19 protein-coding genes are annotated in these 20,386 nt (G+C 59.4%); 6 read left to right on the top strand and 13 right to left on the bottom strand.

From position 1 onward, the window contains the following. The first annotated feature begins 49 nt into the window (after window positions 1-49). On the top strand, window positions 50-1,975 hold the full coding sequence (locus tag KX928_RS05390) for an OmpA family protein (protein ID WP_219499736.1): 1,926 nt from the start codon (window positions 50-52) through the stop codon (window positions 1,973-1,975). Then, window positions 1,962-2,288 carry a hypothetical protein gene (locus KX928_RS05385; protein ID WP_219499734.1) on the top strand — a complete coding sequence of 109 codons (327 nt, stop codon included), beginning with the start codon at window positions 1,962-1,964 and terminating at the stop codon, window positions 2,286-2,288. Before KX928_RS05390 ends, KX928_RS05385 begins: the two co-directional genes overlap by 14 nt. A gap of 152 nt (window positions 2,289-2,440) precedes the next feature. Here the strand turns inward: KX928_RS05385 and katG are convergent, their stop codons facing one another. After that, entirely contained in the window at window positions 2,441-4,627 is a 2,187-nt protein-coding gene (gene katG, locus KX928_RS05380) for a catalase/peroxidase HPI (protein WP_219499732.1), read from the bottom strand. Window positions 4,628-4,730: 103 nt separating this feature from the next. Between katG and KX928_RS05375 the strand changes: the two genes are divergently transcribed. Continuing rightward, a complete protein-coding gene (locus tag KX928_RS05375) occupies window positions 4,731-5,657 on the top strand; it encodes a hydrogen peroxide-inducible genes activator (RefSeq protein WP_219500125.1) in 927 nt (308 codons plus the stop codon). Here KX928_RS05375 and KX928_RS05370 read toward each other — a convergent pair whose 3' ends face one another. From KX928_RS05370 to KX928_RS05325, 10 genes are all read right to left on the bottom strand, one after another. Beyond that, window positions 5,658-6,101, bottom strand: coding sequence for a molybdenum cofactor biosynthesis protein MoaE (locus KX928_RS05370; protein ID WP_219499730.1), 444 nt, complete (start codon window positions 6,099-6,101; stop codon window positions 5,658-5,660). 3 nt (window positions 6,102-6,104) lie between these two features. Continuing rightward, window positions 6,105-6,350, bottom strand: a complete 246-nt coding sequence (moaD, locus tag KX928_RS05365; protein WP_219499728.1) for a molybdopterin converting factor subunit 1 — start codon at window positions 6,348-6,350, stop codon at window positions 6,105-6,107. After that, complete coding sequence (pgsA, locus tag KX928_RS05360; RefSeq protein WP_219499726.1) at window positions 6,347-7,015, bottom strand: CDP-diacylglycerol--glycerol-3-phosphate 3-phosphatidyltransferase; 669 nt, start codon at window positions 7,013-7,015, stop codon at window positions 6,347-6,349. Before pgsA ends, moaD begins: the two co-directional genes overlap by 4 nt. Before the next feature lie 133 nt (window positions 7,016-7,148). After that, window positions 7,149-9,026: an excinuclease ABC subunit UvrC gene (gene uvrC, locus KX928_RS05355; protein ID WP_219499724.1), complete on the bottom strand. Its 1,878-nt coding sequence runs from the start codon at window positions 9,024-9,026 to the stop codon at window positions 7,149-7,151. A 293-nt stretch (window positions 9,027-9,319) separates the two neighbouring features. Beyond that, window positions 9,320-10,099, bottom strand: a complete 780-nt coding sequence (locus KX928_RS05350; RefSeq protein WP_219499722.1) for an SDR family oxidoreductase — start codon at window positions 10,097-10,099, stop codon at window positions 9,320-9,322. A 22-nt stretch (window positions 10,100-10,121) separates the two neighbouring features. Further along, a complete protein-coding gene (locus tag KX928_RS05345; protein ID WP_257883523.1) occupies window positions 10,122-11,084 on the bottom strand; it encodes a calcium/sodium antiporter in 963 nt (320 codons plus the stop codon). A gap of 172 nt (window positions 11,085-11,256) precedes the next feature. Beyond that, window positions 11,257-12,054 carry a S49 family peptidase gene (locus KX928_RS05340; protein WP_219499720.1) on the bottom strand — a complete coding sequence of 266 codons (798 nt, stop codon included), beginning with the start codon at window positions 12,052-12,054 and terminating at the stop codon, window positions 11,257-11,259. 69 nt (window positions 12,055-12,123) lie between these two features. Further along, entirely contained in the window at window positions 12,124-12,885 is a 762-nt protein-coding gene (locus KX928_RS05335) for an ABC transporter permease (protein ID WP_219499718.1), read from the bottom strand. Next, window positions 12,882-13,820, bottom strand: coding sequence for an ABC transporter ATP-binding protein (locus KX928_RS05330; RefSeq protein WP_219499716.1), 939 nt, complete (start codon window positions 13,818-13,820; stop codon window positions 12,882-12,884). Before KX928_RS05330 ends, KX928_RS05335 begins: the two co-directional genes overlap by 4 nt. Before the next feature lie 113 nt (window positions 13,821-13,933). Continuing rightward, window positions 13,934-14,458, bottom strand: coding sequence for an SRPBCC family protein (locus KX928_RS05325; RefSeq protein WP_219499714.1), 525 nt, complete (start codon window positions 14,456-14,458; stop codon window positions 13,934-13,936). Window positions 14,459-14,579: 121 nt separating this feature from the next. On the opposite strand from KX928_RS05325, the gene KX928_RS05320 reads away from it, so the two are divergent. Then, window positions 14,580-15,557: a DMT family transporter gene (locus tag KX928_RS05320; protein ID WP_219499713.1), complete on the top strand. Its 978-nt coding sequence runs from the start codon at window positions 14,580-14,582 to the stop codon at window positions 15,555-15,557. Continuing rightward, on the top strand, window positions 15,558-16,295 hold the full coding sequence (locus KX928_RS05315; RefSeq protein WP_257883522.1) for a VPLPA-CTERM sorting domain-containing protein: 738 nt from the start codon (window positions 15,558-15,560) through the stop codon (window positions 16,293-16,295). Between the two features lie 39 nt (window positions 16,296-16,334). On the opposite strand, the gene KX928_RS05310 is transcribed toward KX928_RS05315, so the two are convergent. Beyond that, window positions 16,335-17,300, bottom strand: a complete 966-nt coding sequence (locus tag KX928_RS05310; protein WP_219499711.1) for an NADPH:quinone oxidoreductase family protein — start codon at window positions 17,298-17,300, stop codon at window positions 16,335-16,337. Between the two features lie 144 nt (window positions 17,301-17,444). Between KX928_RS05310 and KX928_RS05305 the strand changes: the two genes are divergently transcribed. Further along, on the top strand, window positions 17,445-18,113 hold the full coding sequence (locus tag KX928_RS05305; protein WP_219499709.1) for a DUF1045 domain-containing protein: 669 nt from the start codon (window positions 17,445-17,447) through the stop codon (window positions 18,111-18,113). 89 nt (window positions 18,114-18,202) lie between these two features. Here the strand turns inward: KX928_RS05305 and KX928_RS05300 are convergent, their stop codons facing one another. Continuing rightward, complete coding sequence (locus tag KX928_RS05300; protein WP_219499707.1) at window positions 18,203-20,377, bottom strand: esterase-like activity of phytase family protein; 2,175 nt, start codon at window positions 20,375-20,377, stop codon at window positions 18,203-18,205. Between the last annotated feature and the right edge of the window lie 9 nt (window positions 20,378-20,386).

Below are 20,386 nucleotides of genomic sequence, written 5' to 3'. Positions count from 1 at the left end.
AGCCCGGGGGCGTATCAGGTGAGGGACTCGGCACTGATACTCTGGTGATATGCGCCTGACTTATTACTCACTCGTAATTTCCGCATTCGTGGCCGCCGCGGCGGTGTCCTTGTTCGCGGCAAATTCATCCGTGCAATTGATCGAGGATTCCTCCGAGATCGGCGTCCGCGACGCGCTGGACACAAACGAGCTGGTCTGGGCCGAGGTTGAAGCGGACGGTTTGCGCGTCACGCTGGCCGGCACCGCACCGAACGAAGCGCTCCGGTTTCGTGCTTTGAGCGTTGCGGGCTCGGTCGTGGATGCAGCCCGGGTGATTGATGAAATGGAAGTGGAAGCTGTTGCCGCGATCGCGCCACCGCGCTTTTCGGTTGAGGTGCTGCGCAACACTGCCGGATTGTCGATCATCGGCCTGATCCCGGTATCCACCGACCGGGCCGAACTGATCGACGGTTTCGCTCAAATGAGCGCCTTGCCGGTGACGGACCTGCTGGAAACAGCGGACTATCCGGCCCCTTCCGGTTGGGAAGATGCGCTGGCCTTCGCCACCAGGGCCATGAAAGAACTGCCCCGCGCAAAAGTATCCGTTGACGCGGGGCGCGTTGAGATCACCGCGATTGCCGACAGCGCGGAAGCCAAGGCGGAAATGGAGGCAGATCTGATACGATCAGCCCCCCCTGCCCTGCGCCTCTCCATGAACATCACCGCCCCCCGGCCGGTCATCACACCCTTTACTCTGCGTTTCGTCAAAGATGAAAACGGCTCGCGGTTCGATGCCTGTTCCGCAGACACCGAGGACAGCCAAAGGCGCATCCTGACAGCGGCCTTCGAGGCCGGGCTGACAGGACCGGGCCGGTGCACCATCGGCATGGGCGTCCCTTCCAAGAACTGGACCGAGGCGGTGGAGGCGGCGATCGCGGCACTGGCCGAACTCGGCGCGGGCAGCGTCACTTTCTCCAACGCAGATATCACGCTGGTTGCTGCGGAAGGCACCGAGCAACGCCTGTTCGACCGTGTGACCGGTGAGTTGGAGAGCGGGTTGCCGGAGGTCTTTGCGCTGTATCCTGTATTGCCCGAAACCCCGGAGCCCTCTGCCGGTCCTCCGGAATTTGTCGCGACGCTAAGCCCTGAAGGTCAAATTCAATTGCGCGGACGTATAGCGGGCGAGAACATGCGCGACGTGGCCGATAGCTTCGCGCGGGCGAAATTCGGCTCGGATAACGTCTATATGGCGGCGCGGGTCGTCACCGACCTGCCGCAGGATTGGCCGGCCCGCGTGCTGACCGGCATCGAGGCGCTCGGGTTTCTCAACAACGGGGCCGTGACCGTGACCCCCGAGACGATGACACTGACGGGTAACTCCGGCAATCCCAATGCCAGCGCAGCCATCGCGCAGCTGATGGCAGCCAAGCTGGGCGAAGAAGCGAATTTCGAGATTGATGTCGTCTACATCGAAGAGCTCGATCCCGTGGCCGCCTTACCGTCGCCGGAAGAATGCGAAGCGGATATCGCCGCCATCATATCCGCCGCCAAGATCGTCTTTGAGCCGGGCAGCGCGACAATCGACGCCAGCGCCTTAAGCACCATGGACAATATTGCCGAAGTTCTCAGGGCGTGCGGGGACATCCGCCTGGAAGTCCAGGGCCATACCGACAGCCAAGGCCGCGAGGAAATGAACCTGTCCCTGAGCCAGGCCCGTGCGGAATCTGTTCTGAACGAATTGCGCGCACGCCGGGTTCTCACCGGGTCATTCGACGCCAAGGGTTATGGGGAAACCGCGCCGATCGCGGATAACGACAGCGAAGCCGGGCGGGAAGCGAACCGGCGCATCGAGTTCAGGCTGATCCGCCCCGAACCCTCTGAGCCTGAACGCGAAACAACACTGGAAAGCGTCGCCGAATCCGGTGATACAGGTGCGCAGGACAGCAGCTCTGCTGAGACCGCAGAGGAAGAAGGAAACCGCAATGAGCAGGATTGAGTTTGTCATCGCGACGGCGATCATCCTCTTTGTGGCATTCTGTCTTGGCTGGTTCGCCAATTGGATCGTGAACCGCTTTACCCGCGTCGCAGCCGATGATGTCGCGCAGCTGGACCGTATGAGCCAGGAGTTGCACGAGGCGGAAGAGACGCGCGATCAGGCCATCACCTACCTGCAACAACGCGAGGCCGAACTGACCAACCAACTGGCCCAGACCGAGGCTGAATTGCGCGCCGCGATGGACGGACTGCGCGATGCGCGTCAGGAAGCGGAAGAGCTGCGGGCGCGGATCGACCGCCAACACGTGGGCTGAGCACGCTCAAACCTTTACCCCAAAACGTCATCGGAACAAAAATCGCTCGCTCGTGTGAGCGTCACAAAAGAAAAGACGGCGGGATGTGGCTGCACCCCGCCGTCTTCTCATATCATCCGAATGGACGGGACGACCGCCCCGCCCAGCGTCGCTTACGCCAGATCAAATCGATCAAGGTTCATGACTTTTGTCCACGCCTCGACGAACTGATGCACGAAGACATCCCGCGCATCATCCTGCGCATAGGCTTCGGCCAGAGCCCGCAATTGCGAGTTCGAGCCAAACACCAGATCAACCCGCGTTGCCGTCCATTTCACCGCGCCCTCGGCGCGCCCCTCGAACACGCCATCTTCGCCCTCGACCGGGCCCCATGATGTGGTCATATCCACGAGGTTGGTGAAAAAGTCGTTGGTCAATGCGCCAACCCGATCGGTAAACACGCCGTGCGTGGACCCGCCCACGGTCGCTCCCATGACCCGCAGACCGCCGACCAGAACAGCCATCTCCGGGGCAGTCAGCGTCAGCAGCTGGGCCTTGTCGACCAGAAGTTCCTCGGCCGAAACGGTGTAGTCCGCCTTCAGATAGTTGCGGAAACCATCCGCCTCCGGCTCCAGCACCGCAAAGCTTTCCACATCGGTCTGGTCCTGGGTGGCATCTGTCCGGCCCGGTGTGAAGGGTACCTCCACATCGTAACCCGCTGCACGGGCTGCCTGCTCAACACCCGCACCACCGGCCAGAACGATAAGATCGGCAAGCGAGATTGCCTTTCCCGGCTGTGCGCCATTGAACTCTGCCTGAATGTCTTCCAGCACATTCAGGACTTTAGACAATTGCTCGGGCTGATTAACCTCCCAGTCCTTCTGCGGCGCCAGTCGAATGCGCGCGCCATTGGCGCCACCCCGCCGGTCGGAGCCGCGGAATGTCGACGCGGAAGCCCATGCTGTATCAACCAGTTCCGAGACCGACAGACCCGATGCAAGCACTTTTGCCTTGAGATCCGCGACATCATTGGCGTCCACCAGCGTGTGATCAACGGCGGGCAACGGATCCTGCCACAACAGGTCTTCGGCAGGCACCTCGTGACCCAGATACCGTGATTTCGGCCCCATATCGCGGTGAATCAGCTTGAACCACGCACGTGCATAGGCATCCGCGAACTCTTCGGGGTTCGCATGGAAGTGGCGCGAGATCTTCTCGTACTCGGGGTCCATGCGCATCGCCATATCGGCCGTGGTCATCATCGGTGCGTGGCGTTTGACGCCGTCATGGGCGTCAGGCACGGTGCCTTCTCCGCCCACGGCGGTCCATTGCTGGGCGCCCGCCGGGCTTTTTGTCAATTCCCATTCATAGCCGAAGAGCGTGTCAAAGTAGGACATGTCCCATGTCGTCGGCGTTGGCGTCCATGCCCCCTCGATGCCACTGACGGTCGCATGCCCGCCCACACCGGTTTCGAACGCATTTTTCCAACCCAAACCCATTTGCTCGATCGGGGAGCCTTCCGGTTCCGGACCAACAAGCGCCGCGTCACCCGCGCCGTGCGCCTTGCCGAAGGTGTGGCCACCGGCGGTCAGCGCGACTGTCTCGTAGTCGTCCATGCCCATGCGGGCGAAGGTCTCGCGAATATCCCGACCGGATGCGACCGGGTCCGGATTGCCATCCGGGCCTTCGGGGTTCACGTAGATCAGGCCCATCTGCACTGCGGCCAGCGGGTTTTCGAGTTCTCGGTCGCCGGTGTAACGCTTGTTTCCCAGCCACGTATCCTCTGTTCCCCAGTAGATATCCTCTTCCGGCTCCCAGACGTCTTCGCGTCCGCCGCCAAAACCAAAGGTCTTGAACCCCATTGATTCCATCGCGACATTGCCCGCCAGAACAATCAGATCGGCCCAGGAAATCTGGTTGCCGTACTTCTGTTTGATCGGCCACAGCAAACGGCGCGCCTTGTCAAGGCCGCCATTGTCCGGCCAGCTGTTCAGCGGCGCGAAACGTTGTGATCCCGACGATGCACCACCGCGGCCATCGCCGGTGCGATATGTCCCGGCGGAGTGCCACGCCATACGTACGAAAAGCGGACCGTAGTGACCATAATCCGCCGGCCACCATTCCTTGCTGTCGGTCATCAGCGCCGTAAGGTCTTTCTTCAGCGCGGGCATATCGAGCTTCTTGAACTCTTCGGCATAGTTCACCGTGTGACCAAAGGGGTCAGTTTGCGGCGTGTTCTGATTGAGGATCTTCAGGTTGAGCTGGTTTGGCCACCAGTCGCGGTTACCCCTGACTTCATTGGTCGCATGAATGCTGGCACCATGCATGACCGGGCATTTACCGATATCGTTTCCGTCCATTGTCTCGCTCCTGAGGAAGTTGTTGCTGACGACGGTTTACCAGATCAATACGATATGTTTAATTTGGATTTTCCTATCACAGCAATAATCTCAGGTTATCGCCATAAACTTAACCTTCAAGCAGTTGCGTTACTTCGAAGCGGTTGCAACACTCGGCCACTTCGGGCGCGCCGCGGACATGTGCTCGATTTCTCAGCCAGCTATTTCCGTGCAAATCAAAGAGCTTGAAGAATCTCTGGGCACCGCCCTTTTTGAGCGCGGCGCGCGCCAGATCCGGCTCACCGCCTTCGGGGAGGTTTTTGCGGAGCGTGTGCGCGATATCCTGCAGGCGGTCGACGATCTGGGCGACCTTGCACGTGCCTCGCGGGACGGGCTGGTGGGCAAGTTACGTATCGGGATCATCCCGACGATCGCGCCCTACCTGCTGCCCAGAATCATTGGCAATCTGTCCCTGTCTCACGCTGATCTTGACGTTCACATCCGCGAAACTCTGACGGACAAGCTGATTACCGAACTGATGGATGGAAGACTGGACACCGCCATCGTGGCCCTGCCGATTTCCGAGCCGTCCCTGACCGAGATACGCTTATTCGAAGAGAAGTTTGTTTTGGTGCGTCGGCAGGAAGACGCCGCCAAGCCCGTGCCCAACCGGGAATCGCTGCGCGAAATGCGGCTGTTGCTGCTGGAAGAAGGGCATTGCTTTCGCGATCAGGCACTGTCGTTTTGCGGGTTGCGCTCGCCGCTGGCCCGCGAGGGGATGGATGGCAGTTCCCTGTCAACGCTGGTACAGATGGTCGGCACCGGAATCGGCGTCACGCTTATTCCCGAAATGGCGGTGCCGGTTGAAACGACATCGGCGGCTGTCTCGGTGGATCACTTGAATGCCCCTCAGCCATCCCGGGTTATCGGCATGGTGTGGCGTAAGACCAGCCCGCTTTCGGATGAGCTGATGCAGATTTCCCGTGTCGTGCAACAGTCTGCCGAAGCCCTGCGCGAAGAGCAGCGCGAGATGTCCGCTGACAGGCGGTAATTACCAGCGGCTCAGGGCGTCTTCATCTTCATCGCGCGCATCGACCCATGACGCCCCCTCGGCGGTGACCTCGCGCTTCCAGAAAGGCGCGCGCGATTTCAGGTAGTCCATCAGGTATTCCGCCGCCTCAAAGGCGTCCTTGCGGTGCCGTGCGGCGGTTGCGACCATCATGATCATGTCCCCCGTCACCAGTCGACCATGGCGATGGATCACCAACACATCGGCCAATGACCAGCGATCCTGTGCTTCCTGCGCAATCGCCGTGACGGCGGCTTCCGTCATGCCCGGGTAGTGTTCTATTTCCATCGCTTCTAAGGATGCATCGCCGGTATCCCGAACCACTCCGGTAAAGGTCACGATGGCGCCGACGTCCTTGCGGCCCGACGCGAATACGGCGCTTTCACGGCCCGGGTCGAACGGACCTGCCTGAATGGCGACACGCATGTATCACCCTCCCGTCATCGGAGGGAAAAACGCGACTTCACGGACCCCTTCCAGCTTGGCGTCGAAATCACTCAACTCCTGATCGATTGCCACCCGCAAGGCGGAGAGGTCGGAGAAAGCCACCGCATAACGCTCCTCGCGGCCCTTAAGCTCTTCCACCAGGTCAGCCACAGTTGCGGCAGAGGTGTCGATCTCTTCCCGGGGCAACCCGATACGTTCGCGCACCCAGGCAAAATAAAGCACGTTCATTTTTCGTCATCCTTCAGGTGTGGCAATGACTTCACGAAATAATCCACGCCTGTGATCAAGGTAAGCGCCGCTGCGACCCACAACAAGAGCAAGCCCGTGCTGCCCGCCCATTCCATCGCCGTGTGCTTCCACCGCAATCCCTGAAGATCCGGCTCCGTGCCCGCGAAGATCGCGTTTACCAGGGTCTGATCCATGCCATAGGCCGACATCCCGAGGTAGTGTTCGAACACACCGTGTGAAAAAAGAACCGCAATGGCCACCATCTGGCAGGTCGTCTTCCACTTGGCCAGCTTGGTCACTTTAAGTGTGCCCGCGGTATCTCCCAGAAACTCCCGCAGTCCGGAGACGAAAACCTCCCGAAACAGAATAACCGTGGCGGGCAAAACCAGCCAGGGGGACCAGCTGGAAAATCCGATGATAACCATCAGGGCAATGACCACCATGGCCTTGTCGGCAATCGGATCCAGCATCGCGCCCAGTTTCGTTTCCTGCTTCCACGCCCGCGCCAGATAACCGTCGAACCAATCTGTCACGGCGGCCAGTATGAACAGGACAAGGGCAAACCAATCCGCGTACGGCCGCGTGAAAAACAGGAACATGACTGCCACCATGGGGGCCGCAATCAACCGGACGATCGTCAGAATATTGGGCATCGTGAGTGTCATGGCCCTACCTTACAGTGACCCATATGCCTGCGAAAGCGACAACCGACGCGGTGACGACCTTCTCCGCCGTGCGCCCAACGCTTTTCGCCAGAAAAGCAAAACATCTTGTCGCGCGGAACGCGCGTCCGCCGGATCAACCGCGCTCATGGAAATAGTCGTAAATCTTTTCGGCCAAGGCACCGGAGACCCCCTCGACGGCCTTCAGATCAGACAAATTCGCCCTGGAGACGGCCTTGGCCGATCCGAAATGGGCGAGCAACGCCCGCTTGCGCGCGGCACCCACACCCGGCACGTTGTCCAGCGGCGTCACGCCCACCGACTTGGCGCGCTTTGCCCGGTGTGTGCCGATGGCGAAGCGATGCGCCTCGTCGCGCATCCGCTGCACGAAGTACAGCACGGGATCATTGTGCCGCAGTGCAAAGGGCCGCTGTCCGGTGCGGTGAAACTCTTCCTTGCCCGCATCGCGGTCCAATCCCTTGGCGACGCCCACCATCGGGATGTCGTCCACGCCAAAGTCGCGCATGATCTGGCGCACCGCGCTGACCTGGCCTGACCCACCGTCAATCAGCAGCAGATCGGGCCAGTGCCCTTCTTTTCGGTCCGGGTCTTCCTTCTTTAGCCGCTTGAAGCGCCGTGTCAGCACCTCCTTCATCATGCCGAAATCGTCACCCGGCGTCAGGTCTTCGCCACGAATGTTGAACTTGCGATACTGGTTTTTCATGAAGCCCTCACTCCCGGCCACGATCATGGCGCCCACGGCAAAGGCTCCCTGAATGTGGGAGTTGTCATAGACCTCGATCCGCTCCGGCGGTTTGGGCAGATCAAAGGCCTCGGCCACACCTTTCATCAACCGCGCCTGTGTCGCGGTCTCAGCCATCTTGCGCGCCAGGGATTCGCGTGCGTTGCGCAGTGCGCTGTCGATCAGTTCGGCTTTCTCCCCGCGCCGTGGCACCACCAGCTCCACTTTGCGCCCCAGTTTACCCGTCAGCGCATCGGCCATCAGATCGGAGTTTTCAATGTCATTGCTCAGAATCAGTTGTCGCGGCGGTTCGCGCGTGTCGTAAAACTGGCCGACGAAAGCTTCCAGCACCTCGGCGGCATCCACATCCGCCCCGACCCGCGGATAATAGTCCCGGTTCCCCCAGTTCTGGTTGGCGCGAATGAAAAAAACCTGAACGCAGGCCTGACCACCTTCCATGTGCAGTGCAATGATATCCGCTTCGGACACGCCCTTGGGGTTGATACCCTGAGCGGTCTGAACCTGCGTCAGCGCCTTGATCCGGTCGCGCAGGGCCGCGGCGCGTTCAAATTCCATCGCCTCCGACGCAGCCGCCATCTGGGCCGCCAGCCGCGCCTGAATATCTGTCGTTTTCCCGGTGAGAAATTTCTCCGCATCGCGCACGGTTTGCCGGTATTCGTCCGCCGCGATTTTGCCGACGCAGGGCGCGGAGCATCGCTTGATCTGATACTGCAGACAAGGGCGCGTGCGGCTGTCGAACATGGCGTTTGAACAATCGCGCAACAAGAAGACGCGTTGCAACTGGTTCAAGGTACGGTTGACTGCGCCCGCGGAGGCAAAGGGGCCGTAGTAGCTGCCCTTTTCCTTCTTAGCACCGCGGTGCTTTTTGATCTGCGGAAAATCATGATCCGCCGTCACCAGAATATTGGGAAAGCTCTTGTCGTCCCGCAGCAGCACGTTGAACTTCGGCTTCAGCTGCTTGATCAGGTTCTGTTCAAGCAGCAACGCCTCGGTTTCGGTACGCGTGGTGAGGAACATCATGGAGGCGGTATTTGAAATCATCCGGGCAATGCGAGGCGAATGACCGGACGGGCGCGCGTAATTGCCGACCCGCGCGCGCAGATTGCGCGCTTTGCCGACATATAACACCCGGCTTTCCGCATCCAGCATCCGGTACACGCCTGGCGAGGTATCCAGCGTCTTTAGATAACCCTGAATAACCGGATGGCCGGTCGGCACATCCTCAAGATGAGTGTCACGCGAATCTGTCATCGAAACTTGCTGTTGATTCTGGCGATTGGCTGCACTGTAGCGCAGCCAATCGCAAGCCATAACCTTTCCACGGATCATGTGGATAACTCTGCCGATAACTTCCAGTCATTTGGAAATTTTCGTTGTAGTTTGGGCATTTCACCGATTTGCCTAAAAAATAGGCATGATTATAAGTCTCTGATTTCAAATGGTATTTTATTGCCCGCTGTGCAAGTTTTTGAAAACAAAGACATTTTAGTAACGGATTTGTAACACACATTAATCCGGTGCAAAACTCCCGCACCCTTACCGCTTTATTCAACGCCCAGAACATCCGGTGTTTGCCATCCCAGGTGCTGTCCGCCGTCCACACAGAGCAGTTGTCCGGTCACCGCGGGGGCGTCTAGGAAATACCCCAGCGCGGCAGTCATGTCCTGCGGATTAGACCCGCGCTCCAACGTGGTGCTGGCGCGTTGTTTGGCAAAATGTTCCGCCGACTGGCGCCCGCCCTGAAGGGTGGGTCCGGGCCCGATACCGTTGACCCGGATCACGGGTGCCAGTGCTTGCGCAGTGGTGCGCGTCATGGCCCAGAGACCCATCTTCGCGAGTGAATAAGTCATGAATTCGGGTGTCAGTTTTCTGACCCGCTGGTCGATCATGTTCACAATCAACGCCGACGCCATCGGCTCACCCGCCGCGTCCATGACGGGCGCAAGCCCCTGGGCAGCCATCGCCTGGGTCAAAAGAAAGGGCGCGCGCAAATTGCTTTGCATGTGCCTGTCCCATGTCTCGCGCGTCGCGGTCTCCACCGTGTCATACTCGAAGATGGAGGCGTTGTTGACCAGACAGGTGACCGGACCGCCCAGGAAAGACACGGCCTCGGCAAACAGGCTGTCTGTCTGGTTGTCCTCCAGCAGGTTGGCCTGAAGCGCGATCGCGCGTCGACCTTTTTCCTCGATCAGCGCGACGGTTTCCAGCGCCCCCTTGTCTGAAGACGCGTAATGCACGGCCACATCAAAGCCGCGATCCGCGAGGTAAAGAGCCATCGCGCGGCCAATGCGATGACCAGCGCCCGTTACAAGAGCTTTGCCCATTCTGTTTGCTCCTCCTTGTTGATCACGTCAGGACGATCGCAAGATAGGTCAGGTATAAACCTGTCAGGATGACGCCCCAAAACCGCGTGATGTTCCAGCACAGGTAGACGAAGGGCGCCAGCAGGATGGAGGCGCCGAGCATGACCCAGAGATCGAAGGACAGAAACTCGGGATCAACGGCGATGGGCCCCACGAAGCTCGCGATGCCGATGATCGCAAGCAGGTTGAACATGTTGGACCCGATGACATTGCCCAAGGCAACATCAGCCTGCCGGCGCAACGCCGCCATCACGGTCGTCGCAAGTTCCGGAAGCGACGTCCCAACCGCAACGAGGGTCAGGCCGATGACCGTATCCGAAACACCGTAGGTCTTGGCGATGATCGTCGCATTGTCCACCAGCAGGTCTGCGCCGAGCGGCAGACCGATCAGGCCCAGAACAAGAAAGACGATGATGCGCCACCATGGCATGTCGGGGTCTGCACCTTCCGGTTCCTCCTCGGGCGCGCCCTTGCAGGCTTGCCGGTGCTGATGGGCATCGCGAAACGCATCCCCCAGCATGAACGCCAACCCTGTCAGCAGCACCAGACCGGAAATCCAGTCAAAGACACCCCGAAACGCAAGCCCGATGAAAAGCACGCTTGCAAGGATCATGAAATTGTAGGTTTTCCGGGTGTTGCATTCCGCCGTGTGCATCGTGGCCAGCAGGGCGGGCACCCCAAGCACAAGCAGGATGTTGGCCGTGTTCGACCCCACAACGTTGCCAAGGGCAAGCCCGGGCGCATTGTCCTTGATCGCCTGAATGGAGATCAGCAGTTCCGGTGCCGATGTACCAAAGGCAACAATGGTCAGGCTGACGATCAGCGCCGGGACGCCCAAACGCAAACTGAGGTTCACAGCGCCTTTGACCAGCGCATCACCTGCGAGGAGCAACAAGACCAGACCAAAAGCACAGAGAAACCAGGGCAGCAACCACGGCATTATCATGAATGCTCATCCTTACCACAGGGACATGCACCGCGCCCGATACGGTAGCGGCCGCAATGTCTGCATTTCCCCGAGGCCAATCGCTTGCCCCCCAACCAGTGCAGTTTGCCGAACATGGCGAGAACGCCCATGACGACCAGAAAGAGGGTGACGATCTTGAAAATCATGGATGCTAAAGTCCGAACTGCGCGAAGGCGCTGCGTTCTTCGATACTGTTCAGGGCATCATCTACAACCTGCGCGCCGAAACGGGTCAGAAGCGGCTTGCGCAGACCATAACGGCGGAATTTCACTTTTTGGCCGAACCGCTCCTGCATCATCGGTTTCAGGTGTCCGATCCCATCAATCAGCCCAAGTTCCACGGCGCGCCGCGCCAGCCAGATTTCACCGGTGAAAAGATCCTGATCTTCGGGCAGCTTTCCCTTGCGACGCGCGCTGACGTGTTCCTTGAAATTCGTGTGAATATCTTCCAGCAACCCTTTCAGGCGCGCTACATCTTCAGGGTTCTCAGGGCGAAACGGGTCCAGCATCGACTTGGACTTTCCCGCCGTATACACGCGCCGCTCGATACCCTGACGGGTCAGGAGTTCATGCACGCCAAAAGAGGCGGAGATAACCCCGATGGAGCCCACGACCGAGCTTTCGTCGGCAAAAATTTCGTCAGCGGCGGCCGCGAGCCAGTAACCGCCAGATGCCGCAACATCTTCGACAAAGGCAATCACCGGAACTTCTTTTTCCTCCGCAAGACGCCGGATGCGCGATCCGATCATGGAGGATTGCACAGGGCTCCCACCGGGAGAATTGACCTCCAGCACCACCGCGGCAGGTTTCCCGCGCGAAAACGCTTTTTCAATCACTGGCGCGAGGCTCGCGTCATTCAACGCCCCGCGTCCCGATGCAGTGATCATCCCCGCAAGGCGGATCACGGCCACGGTCGGGTCTGACTTTATAAACGGTATCCAGCGTTTCATGTCACCCCATGTAGAATGGGGACCCTCACCAAACAAGGAGGGAACCCCGTAGAGTTTTACAGTGCGTCTTTATTGCCGGATGCGCCAGCCGGTTTTGAAAATCCACCCGATGACCAGAAGACACACGGTGGTGAAACCGGCGATCGCCAGCAAGGACAGCCCGATCGGCACATCAGCGGTGCCAAAGAAGGCCCAGCGGAACCCTGAAATCAGGTACACGACGGGGTTGAAGTAGGAAATCGTCTGCCACGCCGGCGGCAACATGGAAATGGAATAGAAAGACCCTCCGAGGAACACCAGCGGCGTCACCACCAGCAAGGGAACCAGCTGCAACTGCTCGAAGTTTCCGGCCCATATGCCGATGATGAAACCGAGCAAGGCAAAGCTGAGACAGGTCAGCAGCAAAAACGCCACCATGGCCAGCGGGTGCGCGATCTGGACATCGACGAAGAAAAAGGCGGTGATCAGAATGATGACACCGATGAACAGCGCCTTGGTGGCCGCCGCCCCTACGTATCCTGCAACAATCTCCAGAAAGTTCACAGGGGCCGACAGGAGCTCGTAGATCGTGCCGATGAATTTCGGAAAGTAGATACCGAAGGACGCGTTGGAGATCGCCTGCGTGATCACCGACAGCATGATCAGACCGGGCACGATGAAAGACCCGTAGCTGACGCCCTCGATTTCCTGAATGCGGCTGCCGATGGCTGCGCCGAAGACCACGAAATACAGCGACGTCGACAGCACGGGCGAGATCAGGCTTTGCGCCAGCGTCCGGAAGAATCGTGCCATTTCAAACAGGTAAATCGCCCTGATCGCCGTCCAATTCATTGCGCGCCCTCCTTGTCGTCATGCACCAGGCCGACAAAGATATCCTCAAGGCTGCTTTGCCGCGTCACCACATCGCGCAGCACCAGCCCCGCTGCAGAAACATCCGACAACAGTTTGGTGATCCCGGTGCGCTCGGCCCGCGTGTCATAGCTGTAGGTCAGCGTCCGGTTGTTGTCGCACAGAGTGAGGTTGTATTTGTGCAGCGCCTTGGGCACATCGGCCAGCGGTTCGGACAATTGCACATCGAGCTGCTTCTGACCCATGCGCGCCATCAGGCTTTCCTTGTCTTCGACCAACAGCAATTCACCCTTGGCAATCACCCCGACACGGTCGGCGATGGCTTCAGCCTCTTCGATGTAATGGGTTGTCAGCACGATCGTGACACCATCGGCTTTCAGGCCTTCGACGATTTCCCACATGTCCTTGCGCAATTCGACATCCACACCGGCGGTCGGTTCATCGAGAAAAAGCAGGCGCGGCTCGTGGCTGAGCGCCTTGGCGATCAATACGCGACGTTTCATGCCGCCGGACAATTCGCGGATCTGGTTGTTGCGCTTGTCCCACAACGACAACTGCCGCAGGATGCGTTCCAGCGCCGCGTCATCAGGTGCCCGACCGAACAAGCCACGGGAAAAGCGCACCGTGTTGATCACTTTTTCGAAGGGCTCAAGATTGATCTCCTGGGGCACCAGTCCGATCATCGATCTGGCTGCCCGAAAATCGCGAATGATGTCGTATCCGCCAACCGCCACAGTGCCGGACGTGGCTGTCGTGATACCACATACCGTGGAAATCAGCGTCGTCTTGCCCGCACCGTTTGGCCCCAGCAACGCAATGATCTCACCCGCTTCTATCTGAAGGCTGACACCTTTCAGCGCTTCGAAACCGTCTGAATAGGATTTGCGCAATTCCGATATGTCGAGAATAGGCGGCATCGTGGTCTGTCCCTTGTGTTTTGCGGCGAACCTAATCGGCGCTGGAGACAAACAACAGCGCGGAAATGCACAGTGACTTTACGTTCTGTGCGGCACACCGCAGCGACGCGATTTCAGGCTTTTCCGGTGAGGCGTTTCAACCAGCTTTTCTTTTCCGCCTCCGGCGCATCATCGGCAGGCGCCTCGTCCGAGGCAGCGGGACCTTCAAGGGTTGCCTGAAGGTTGGAGAAAAACTGGTCTGCCATCTTCTTTGCAAAGCCATCGATGATCCGGCTGCCAAGCTGCGCCAGCTTGCCCCCCACCTTCGCCTCGACATCGTAGGACAGCTCCGTACCACCGTCCTTGGCGACCATGCGAACTTCCGCTGCGCCCTTGGCAAATCCGGCCGCCCCGCCCTTGCCTTCGCCGGAAATCTTCAGGGAGGTGTCCGGCACGAGATCCGTCAGGGTCACCGCGCCTTTGAAGGTCGCCTTTACCGGACCAACTTTTTGCACAACGGTCGCTTCAAAACCTTCTTCCGCGGACCCGGTAACATCCTGTGCCCCGGGAACGCAGGCCTCCAGAACCTCAGGCGTCAGCAACGCCGCATAAACCTGTGCCGGGCTGGCAGCAATCTGGCGCGTGTCGGACATTTGCATGGGTGGTTTCCTCCTCACTGATTTCCGGTCGTTTTACAGCACCGATCACGAAAGCACCAATTGCATTTGGCCATGTCGCTTCTGTGCTGGACAGACCCCGGGTGCCTGATAGGAGTGAGGCATGACTTCGCACCCTCAAAACCGCGCCGGCCTTGGCATTCTGTTCGTTCTGGCCGGTGTTTTTGCGATTTCAATCAATGATATGCTGATCAAGCAATTGTCGGGTAGCTATCCGCTGCACGAGATCGTGTTCCTGCGCTCTGGCATCGGTATGCTGTTTTCACTGATGATGGTGCAGATGGAGGGCGGACTTGGCATTCTCAAGACCCGCAGGCCCTTTTTACACGCCACCCGCGGACTCCTGATCGTTATCGCGAACATGAGCTATTTCGTGGCCCTTGCCGCAATCCCGCTGGCCGATGCCACCGCCTTGTTTTTCGCCGCGCCGCTTTTCATCACCGTGTTGTCGATTCCGATGCTGGGGGAAAAAGTTGGCCCGATGCGGATGACCGCTGTTCTGGTCGGGTTTGCGGGCGTCGTCATCATGCAGCGCCCCTGGGCGGAAGCTGAGAGCCTTGAGGCCTCGCGGCTGGTGCTGCTGTTGCCGGTGCTGTCTGCGCTGACTTATGCGCTGAACCAGTTAATGACCCGCAAGCTGGGCGTGGAAAGCAAGGCCTCCGCCCTCGCGGTCTATATTCAGGCCACCTTTGTCGTGGTGTCCGTGCTGTTCTATCTTGTCGCGGGCGATGGGCGCTATGCGGAAGGTCTCGATAATCCGTCTTGGCAGTTCCTGTTGCGCGCGTGGGTCTGGCCTGCTTCGGGCGACTGGTGGGTGATCATCGGCCTGGGTGCGAATTCCGCCATCGTTGGCTATTGCCTCAGCCAGGCCTACCGCATGGCGGATGCCGCAACCGTTGCCCCGTTCGAATACGTCGGGCTCCCACTGGCCGTATTCTGGGGCTGGGCCATTTTTGCCGATCTGCCAGTCTGGGAAGTCTGGGCAGGCATTGCCATGATCCTCGGGTCAGGCTTGTTCGTATTCCTTCGGGAACGCCAGAAATCCCGCGTGATCGCCCGCGCCCCCGTGCGGAGACGATAGATGCTCCCACCCGGGTCGGCCTGTCGCCGCACGGCGTTGCGTCTCGGCGCATGCGCCGCCGCACCGGACAAGATGGCATTACTTTTCACGTTAAAAATGCTACTAATACGAGTATGGCAGGATTCTGTCGGCTCGGAAGAGTCTGAGCAAGCGGGTCCAGTCAATTCAATCCACGTAGTAATTTTTAGAAAATGGGGTTTTATTCAGATGTTTGATAAATTCGCGGGCGCCGTTGCTGCGTCACTGATCGCAAGTTCCGCAAGTGCGGCCGTTGTCGGGGACGAGGTAACCGGCGTTTTGACCGCCCTGAGCGTCTCCCTGCTCGACGAAACGACCGTTGTGACCGACCCGGGCGTCGAGTTTTCATTCAGCGTTGGAAGCGGGTTCTTGTCCTTTGACATTGCAGAAACAGCCGTGACGGTGATTTACAATCTTGCTACCTTCCCCAGCGTTGGCGCGGTTACGACCTGGGATGTATCCGGATTTGACGATCAGATCACAGGGTTTTCGCTGGCATCTGGAAAAGCGAACCTGATCGATGCGGTGAGCTTTACCGCCGACTCCATCTCTCTCAGCGTTGCAGATTTCTTCGCGGTGAATGAGGGGGCCGTCAATACCTGGATCTTCGATCTGGAAACATCGGTTGCGCCTGTTCCCCTTCCAGCCTCAGGCGTGCTGTTGGTTGCCGGGCTTGCAGGCTTGGGCTTTGCATCCCGCCGCAACAAGCTGAAAGGCTAGCGGCAGTCTTCCGGCAACGGATCGCCAGCCCGCACGCCTTTATCCGGCGATCCGCACGACCACTTTTCCGGTGGCTTTGCGCGTTTTGAGCAAGTCAAGCGCTTCATTGGCTTGCTCCAAAGGCAGGACATTGCTCACGTGCGGTTTGATCTTGCCCGCGACATACCAGGTGATCAGGGTTTCGAAGCTGTCGGTCAGCACCTTCGGGTTCACGCGGGTGTAGCCGCCCCAGTAGAAGCCGATGACGGTAAGGTTTTTGACCAGTAGATGGTTGGCCGGGATCTGAGGCACCTCGCCGGAGGCAAATCCCAGAGGGATGAGCCGCGCCTCGGGGTTGCATGCCCTAAGGGCAGCTTTGAACTGGTCGCCGCCGATCGGGTCGTAGACCACATCTGCACCGCCCAGTGATTTCACCACCTCGCGAATATCAGCGCTGTCGGAGTTGATCAGGTGGTCCGCCCCCGCGGCCTTGGCGACCTGTAGTTTGTCGTCTCCCCGCGCAACGGCGATCACCTCGGCACCCATGAGTTTACCCAGTTCCACCGCCGTCAGGCCAACACCACCCGACGCGCCCAGAACCAACAGACGCTCGCCCGCCTTGAGGTGAGCCTTGTAGTCAAGTGCCACGTGGCTTGTCCCGTAGGCGATCAAGAAGGCCGCTGCATCCTCATCGCTCATCTGATCGGGGACGGGCACACAAACGTCGGCGGGAATTGCGGCATAGTCGGCCAGCGCATCGAACCCGCAGTAGGCGGCGACCCGTTGTCCCGTTGCCACAGCGGTCACGCCCTCCCCGACAGCCACCACCGTGCCGCAAAGCTCCATGCCCAGCGTGAAAGGCAGTTGCGGCTTTTCCTGATAGGTGCCTTTGATGATCAGCAAGTCGCCGAAATTCAGCCCGCAGGTGTGAACCTTGACCAGCACCTGCCCGGGCTGCGGGTCAGGTGTCGGAATGTCCCGAAGCTTCATGGGTTGGCCGAGTTCAGTGACTTGCATCGCGCGCATCGGTGTGTCCTTCATGGGTCGTTGTCAGGCGGATCAGGCCAGAGCCGGGCGGGAAAGACAAGGGCGCAATTCAGATGACCTTGCTGCCATGGCGATGTGGGTATTGATCATCTGTCAGGGCAGGTAATTCGAGGATGGCGACGCATGAAATTTGCAAGATATGGCATTTACTACACTCCGGCGCCGGGCGCCTTCGCCGATGCGGGCGCAGCTTGGCTGGGCTGGGACGTGGCCCGTGGACAAGCCGTGGGCGCGCCCGATGACGCAATCACCAGACGCCCGCGCAAATACGGCTTTCACGGGACGATCAAACCTCCCTTCCGTCTCGTACCGGGGACTGGTGAGGGCGCGTTGGCGTCAGAACTCGCGCAATTGTGCCACCGGCTGGAGCCCGTAGTTCTCGACGGTCTGACCCTGTCCAAAATCGGCTCTTTCCTGGCGTTGACCCCTGTGGGCGATGTCCGCGCCCTCGCCACGATGGCGGCAGAAGTCGTGCGCGGGCTGGATGCCTTCCGTGCGCCCCCCGATCCGGCTGAACTTGAAAAGCGTCGGCAATCCAACCTGTCACCGCTGCAGGAAAAATACTTGAAAGACTGGGGTTACCCCTATGTCATGGACGCGTTCAGGTTCCACATGACCCTGTCCGGCCCGTTGCCCGCCGCACGGCGGGATGCGGTTCTTGCCCAGGCGACCAAACACTTCCTCGACATACCGCCAAGGCCGTTTGTGATCGACAGCCTGACGCTGGTGGGAGAAGACGAGGACGGCAAGTTCCGCGAAATAAGCCGATATACACTGCAAGCGGGTGTGTGACGCCTCGCGCCGGTGCAGATCTCCGGCACCGGGCGCCTGCCTGCCCGGATGATCCGCCGGTCATCGGCGCAACACCCGGGCATGCGTGGTTAGTTCACGGTTGTTTCCGTGACCGCGCCGATGGTGACAAACATCGTCTCACCCGAATGATCGTCGACCCCGTCGTTGTCTGTCGAAATCCAGCCCCTGCCATCCGGCGTGATGGCCAACCCTTCGACCTTGTCCAGAACGTAACCCCCTGTCGATGTCAGATCGGGGAGCAGGTCGCGGACCAGTGTTTTCGACACGACCGGCAGGTCAGTGTCCAGCGGTGCGGGCTGTAAATCGGCAAGTGGAACGGCGTAGACTCTTTTGGTCACCGCTGCGTTGCCATGCTGGTTGTCTCGTTCGATGATGTAAACACGATCACCGTAAAGGCTCATTTCGCTCAGGCCGACCCACCCTGTTGCGGCAGAGGCCTTGGGATAAAGCACCGCGCCCCACTCTTCTGTTTGCAGATTGTAGGCAACAAGCTTCACGTGATCTTTCGGGTCATCCTTCCATTCGCGCTGCACCGGCATCCACAACGTGTTGACCACCAGGGTAATACCTTCGAAGCCGAAGCGTTTCTCAACGGCCATCAATTCCGGCGGCAGGCCAACTTCCTTCGTGATCGCCCCCTTGGCATCCACATTGTAGAGAGCATGAGGAACAACCCGGTCTGTGCGGCCTTCCGATGCAATCCAGAACCCCCCCTGCCCATCAAGAACGATACCCTCCATGTCTAGCTTTTGCGCTGGCACGCCATTGCGCGTGACATCAAGCACATCGACGATGCGGGCCGGCGTTGCGGTGGGGTCGATTTTGAAGATACGCGGCTGGTAACCGTAGAAGCTGTCTGAAACGGCATAGATCATGCCATCGGCACTGGCCACCATGCCCGAAATTGCACCCCAGCCGGTTAACTCATCCATGCCTTCCGAAGTCAGGTGCGGGTAGGCGGCAGGGGCGTCCGTGTATTGGTACAGCATGACATGTGCCCGCGCCGCACCGTCCTGCAGCCCGTCGAACTCGTTGGCTGTGGCCAGCAAGCCGCGCTGCGGGATCGCAACAGCGCCTTCCGGGGAAATGCCCGAGGGAAGAAGCTGTTTCAGCACCGGTGCTGTCGGGTCGGTCACATCATACACCGCGACGATCGATGCGCGCTCGGCCATGACGAATATATAGGGTGTGCCATCGAAGGTGGCGAATTCCATCCCCTCGGGTTCGGCGCCCTTGCTGTCGGAGCGTTTGTCCGGGTAGTGACCGATCTGAACGATTGCATGTTCCAGCGAGGCGCCACTTTCCCACACCACGGTCCCATCCTTGCGAAAAACGGTCATCCCGCGTGCGCCACCATCCATGTCACCCTCGTTCGCAGTGGCAAAATGGTCGTCGTCGATCCACTGGACACCGTCAGGTTCACGCAGACGACCGGGCTGGCTTTGGTCAAAGATCAGCGCGCCCCGCTCGTCAGTTGTGTCGATCCCCTCCAGGTCAACAGCGCCAGCCGAGAAATGCGACAGCACCGTGCCGTCCTTGGCCACAACCGCGATGTGATTGTTTTCCTGAAGTGTCACAACGACTTCCCCAAGCGCGTTGATATCGACAAACTCCGGCTCGGGGTCGGAACCTGCGACATCCGCCAGACCCGCCAGCGACGCACGCCGCAACGAGCCGCAATCAAGCGTGCGGTCAGAGATGTCGATCATCACCAGGTCGCCCGCGGGCATCTGCGGCACACGGCCATCGCCAAGATCTTCATCGCGTTCATTCTCGATCGCAATGGCAATGAAGGATCCATCCCGCGCACGTGCGGTACTGTCGGGCTGCCCTCCCAGATCGCAAGACGCGGTCTCGGTCATGTCGTCCAGGTCAATCGCTTTGATCATGCCCGAGGGTGCCGCGTAGCTTTGCGAGGTGTTGACCGCGACAAAAGCAGTCGAGCCGATGACCGAAACCGCCGTGGGTTCGCCGGTCAATGACAATGTCCCTTTTGGTGCCGGGGCCATGGGGTCTGAAATGTCAATAACGCCGATCACACCCGCAGGGCTGTCGGTGTAGACGAGCGTCATGCCGTCGCTGGTGACATCGATGATCTCGGCAGAGGTTTCTTCGGGCACATCGCCGTCAAAGTTCGACGCCACCGGAAATGACGCAATTCGGTTGAAATTCATCTCTGCAGAAGCAGGAGACATCGCCACACCGGCAAGCAGCGTGCTGGTCAGCAGCAGGTTTTTGTTCATTGGAAACTC

The organism is Roseobacter insulae, from assembly GCF_019375555.1.
Lineage (GTDB): Bacteria > Pseudomonadota > Alphaproteobacteria > Rhodobacterales > Rhodobacteraceae > Roseobacter > Roseobacter insulae.
Note: the sequence above shows the minus strand (reverse complement) of the source record. Positions and strands in the feature narration are given on the sequence as shown.

Coding starts and splice junctions, on each gene's coding strand:
- KX928_RS05300 (WP_219499707.1), bottom strand. CDS start 20,377: ATGAACAAAAACCTGCTGCTGACCAGCACGCTGCTTGCCGGTGTGGCG.
- KX928_RS05345 (WP_257883523.1), bottom strand. CDS start 11,084: ATGATAATGCCGTGGTTGCTGCCCTGGTTTCTCTGTGCTTTTGGTCTG.
- KX928_RS05340 (WP_219499720.1), bottom strand. CDS start 12,054: ATGAAACGCTGGATACCGTTTATAAAGTCAGACCCGACCGTGGCCGTG.
- KX928_RS05390 (WP_219499736.1), top strand. CDS start 50: ATGCGCCTGACTTATTACTCACTCGTAATTTCCGCATTCGTGGCCGCC.
- uvrC (WP_219499724.1), bottom strand. CDS start 9,026: ATGACAGATTCGCGTGACACTCATCTTGAGGATGTGCCGACCGGCCAT.
- KX928_RS05310 (WP_219499711.1), bottom strand. CDS start 17,300: ATGCGCGCGATGCAAGTCACTGAACTCGGCCAACCCATGAAGCTTCGG.
- KX928_RS05330 (WP_219499716.1), bottom strand. CDS start 13,820: ATGCCGCCTATTCTCGACATATCGGAATTGCGCAAATCCTATTCAGAC.
- katG (WP_219499732.1), bottom strand. CDS start 4,627: ATGGACGGAAACGATATCGGTAAATGCCCGGTCATGCATGGTGCCAGC.
- KX928_RS05370 (WP_219499730.1), bottom strand. CDS start 6,101: ATGCGTGTCGCCATTCAGGCAGGTCCGTTCGACCCGGGCCGTGAAAGC.
- KX928_RS05385 (WP_219499734.1), top strand. CDS start 1,962: ATGAGCAGGATTGAGTTTGTCATCGCGACGGCGATCATCCTCTTTGTG.
- KX928_RS05305 (WP_219499709.1), top strand. CDS start 17,445: ATGAAATTTGCAAGATATGGCATTTACTACACTCCGGCGCCGGGCGCC.
- KX928_RS05320 (WP_219499713.1), top strand. CDS start 14,580: ATGACTTCGCACCCTCAAAACCGCGCCGGCCTTGGCATTCTGTTCGTT.
- KX928_RS05350 (WP_219499722.1), bottom strand. CDS start 10,099: ATGGGCAAAGCTCTTGTAACGGGCGCTGGTCATCGCATTGGCCGCGCG.
- KX928_RS05315 (WP_257883522.1), top strand. CDS start 15,558: ATGCTCCCACCCGGGTCGGCCTGTCGCCGCACGGCGTTGCGTCTCGGC.
- KX928_RS05335 (WP_219499718.1), bottom strand. CDS start 12,885: ATGAATTGGACGGCGATCAGGGCGATTTACCTGTTTGAAATGGCACGA.
- moaD (WP_219499728.1), bottom strand. CDS start 6,350: ATGAACGTGCTTTATTTTGCCTGGGTGCGCGAACGTATCGGGTTGCCC.
- KX928_RS05325 (WP_219499714.1), bottom strand. CDS start 14,458: ATGCAAATGTCCGACACGCGCCAGATTGCTGCCAGCCCGGCACAGGTT.
- pgsA (WP_219499726.1), bottom strand. CDS start 7,015: ATGACACTCACGATGCCCAATATTCTGACGATCGTCCGGTTGATTGCG.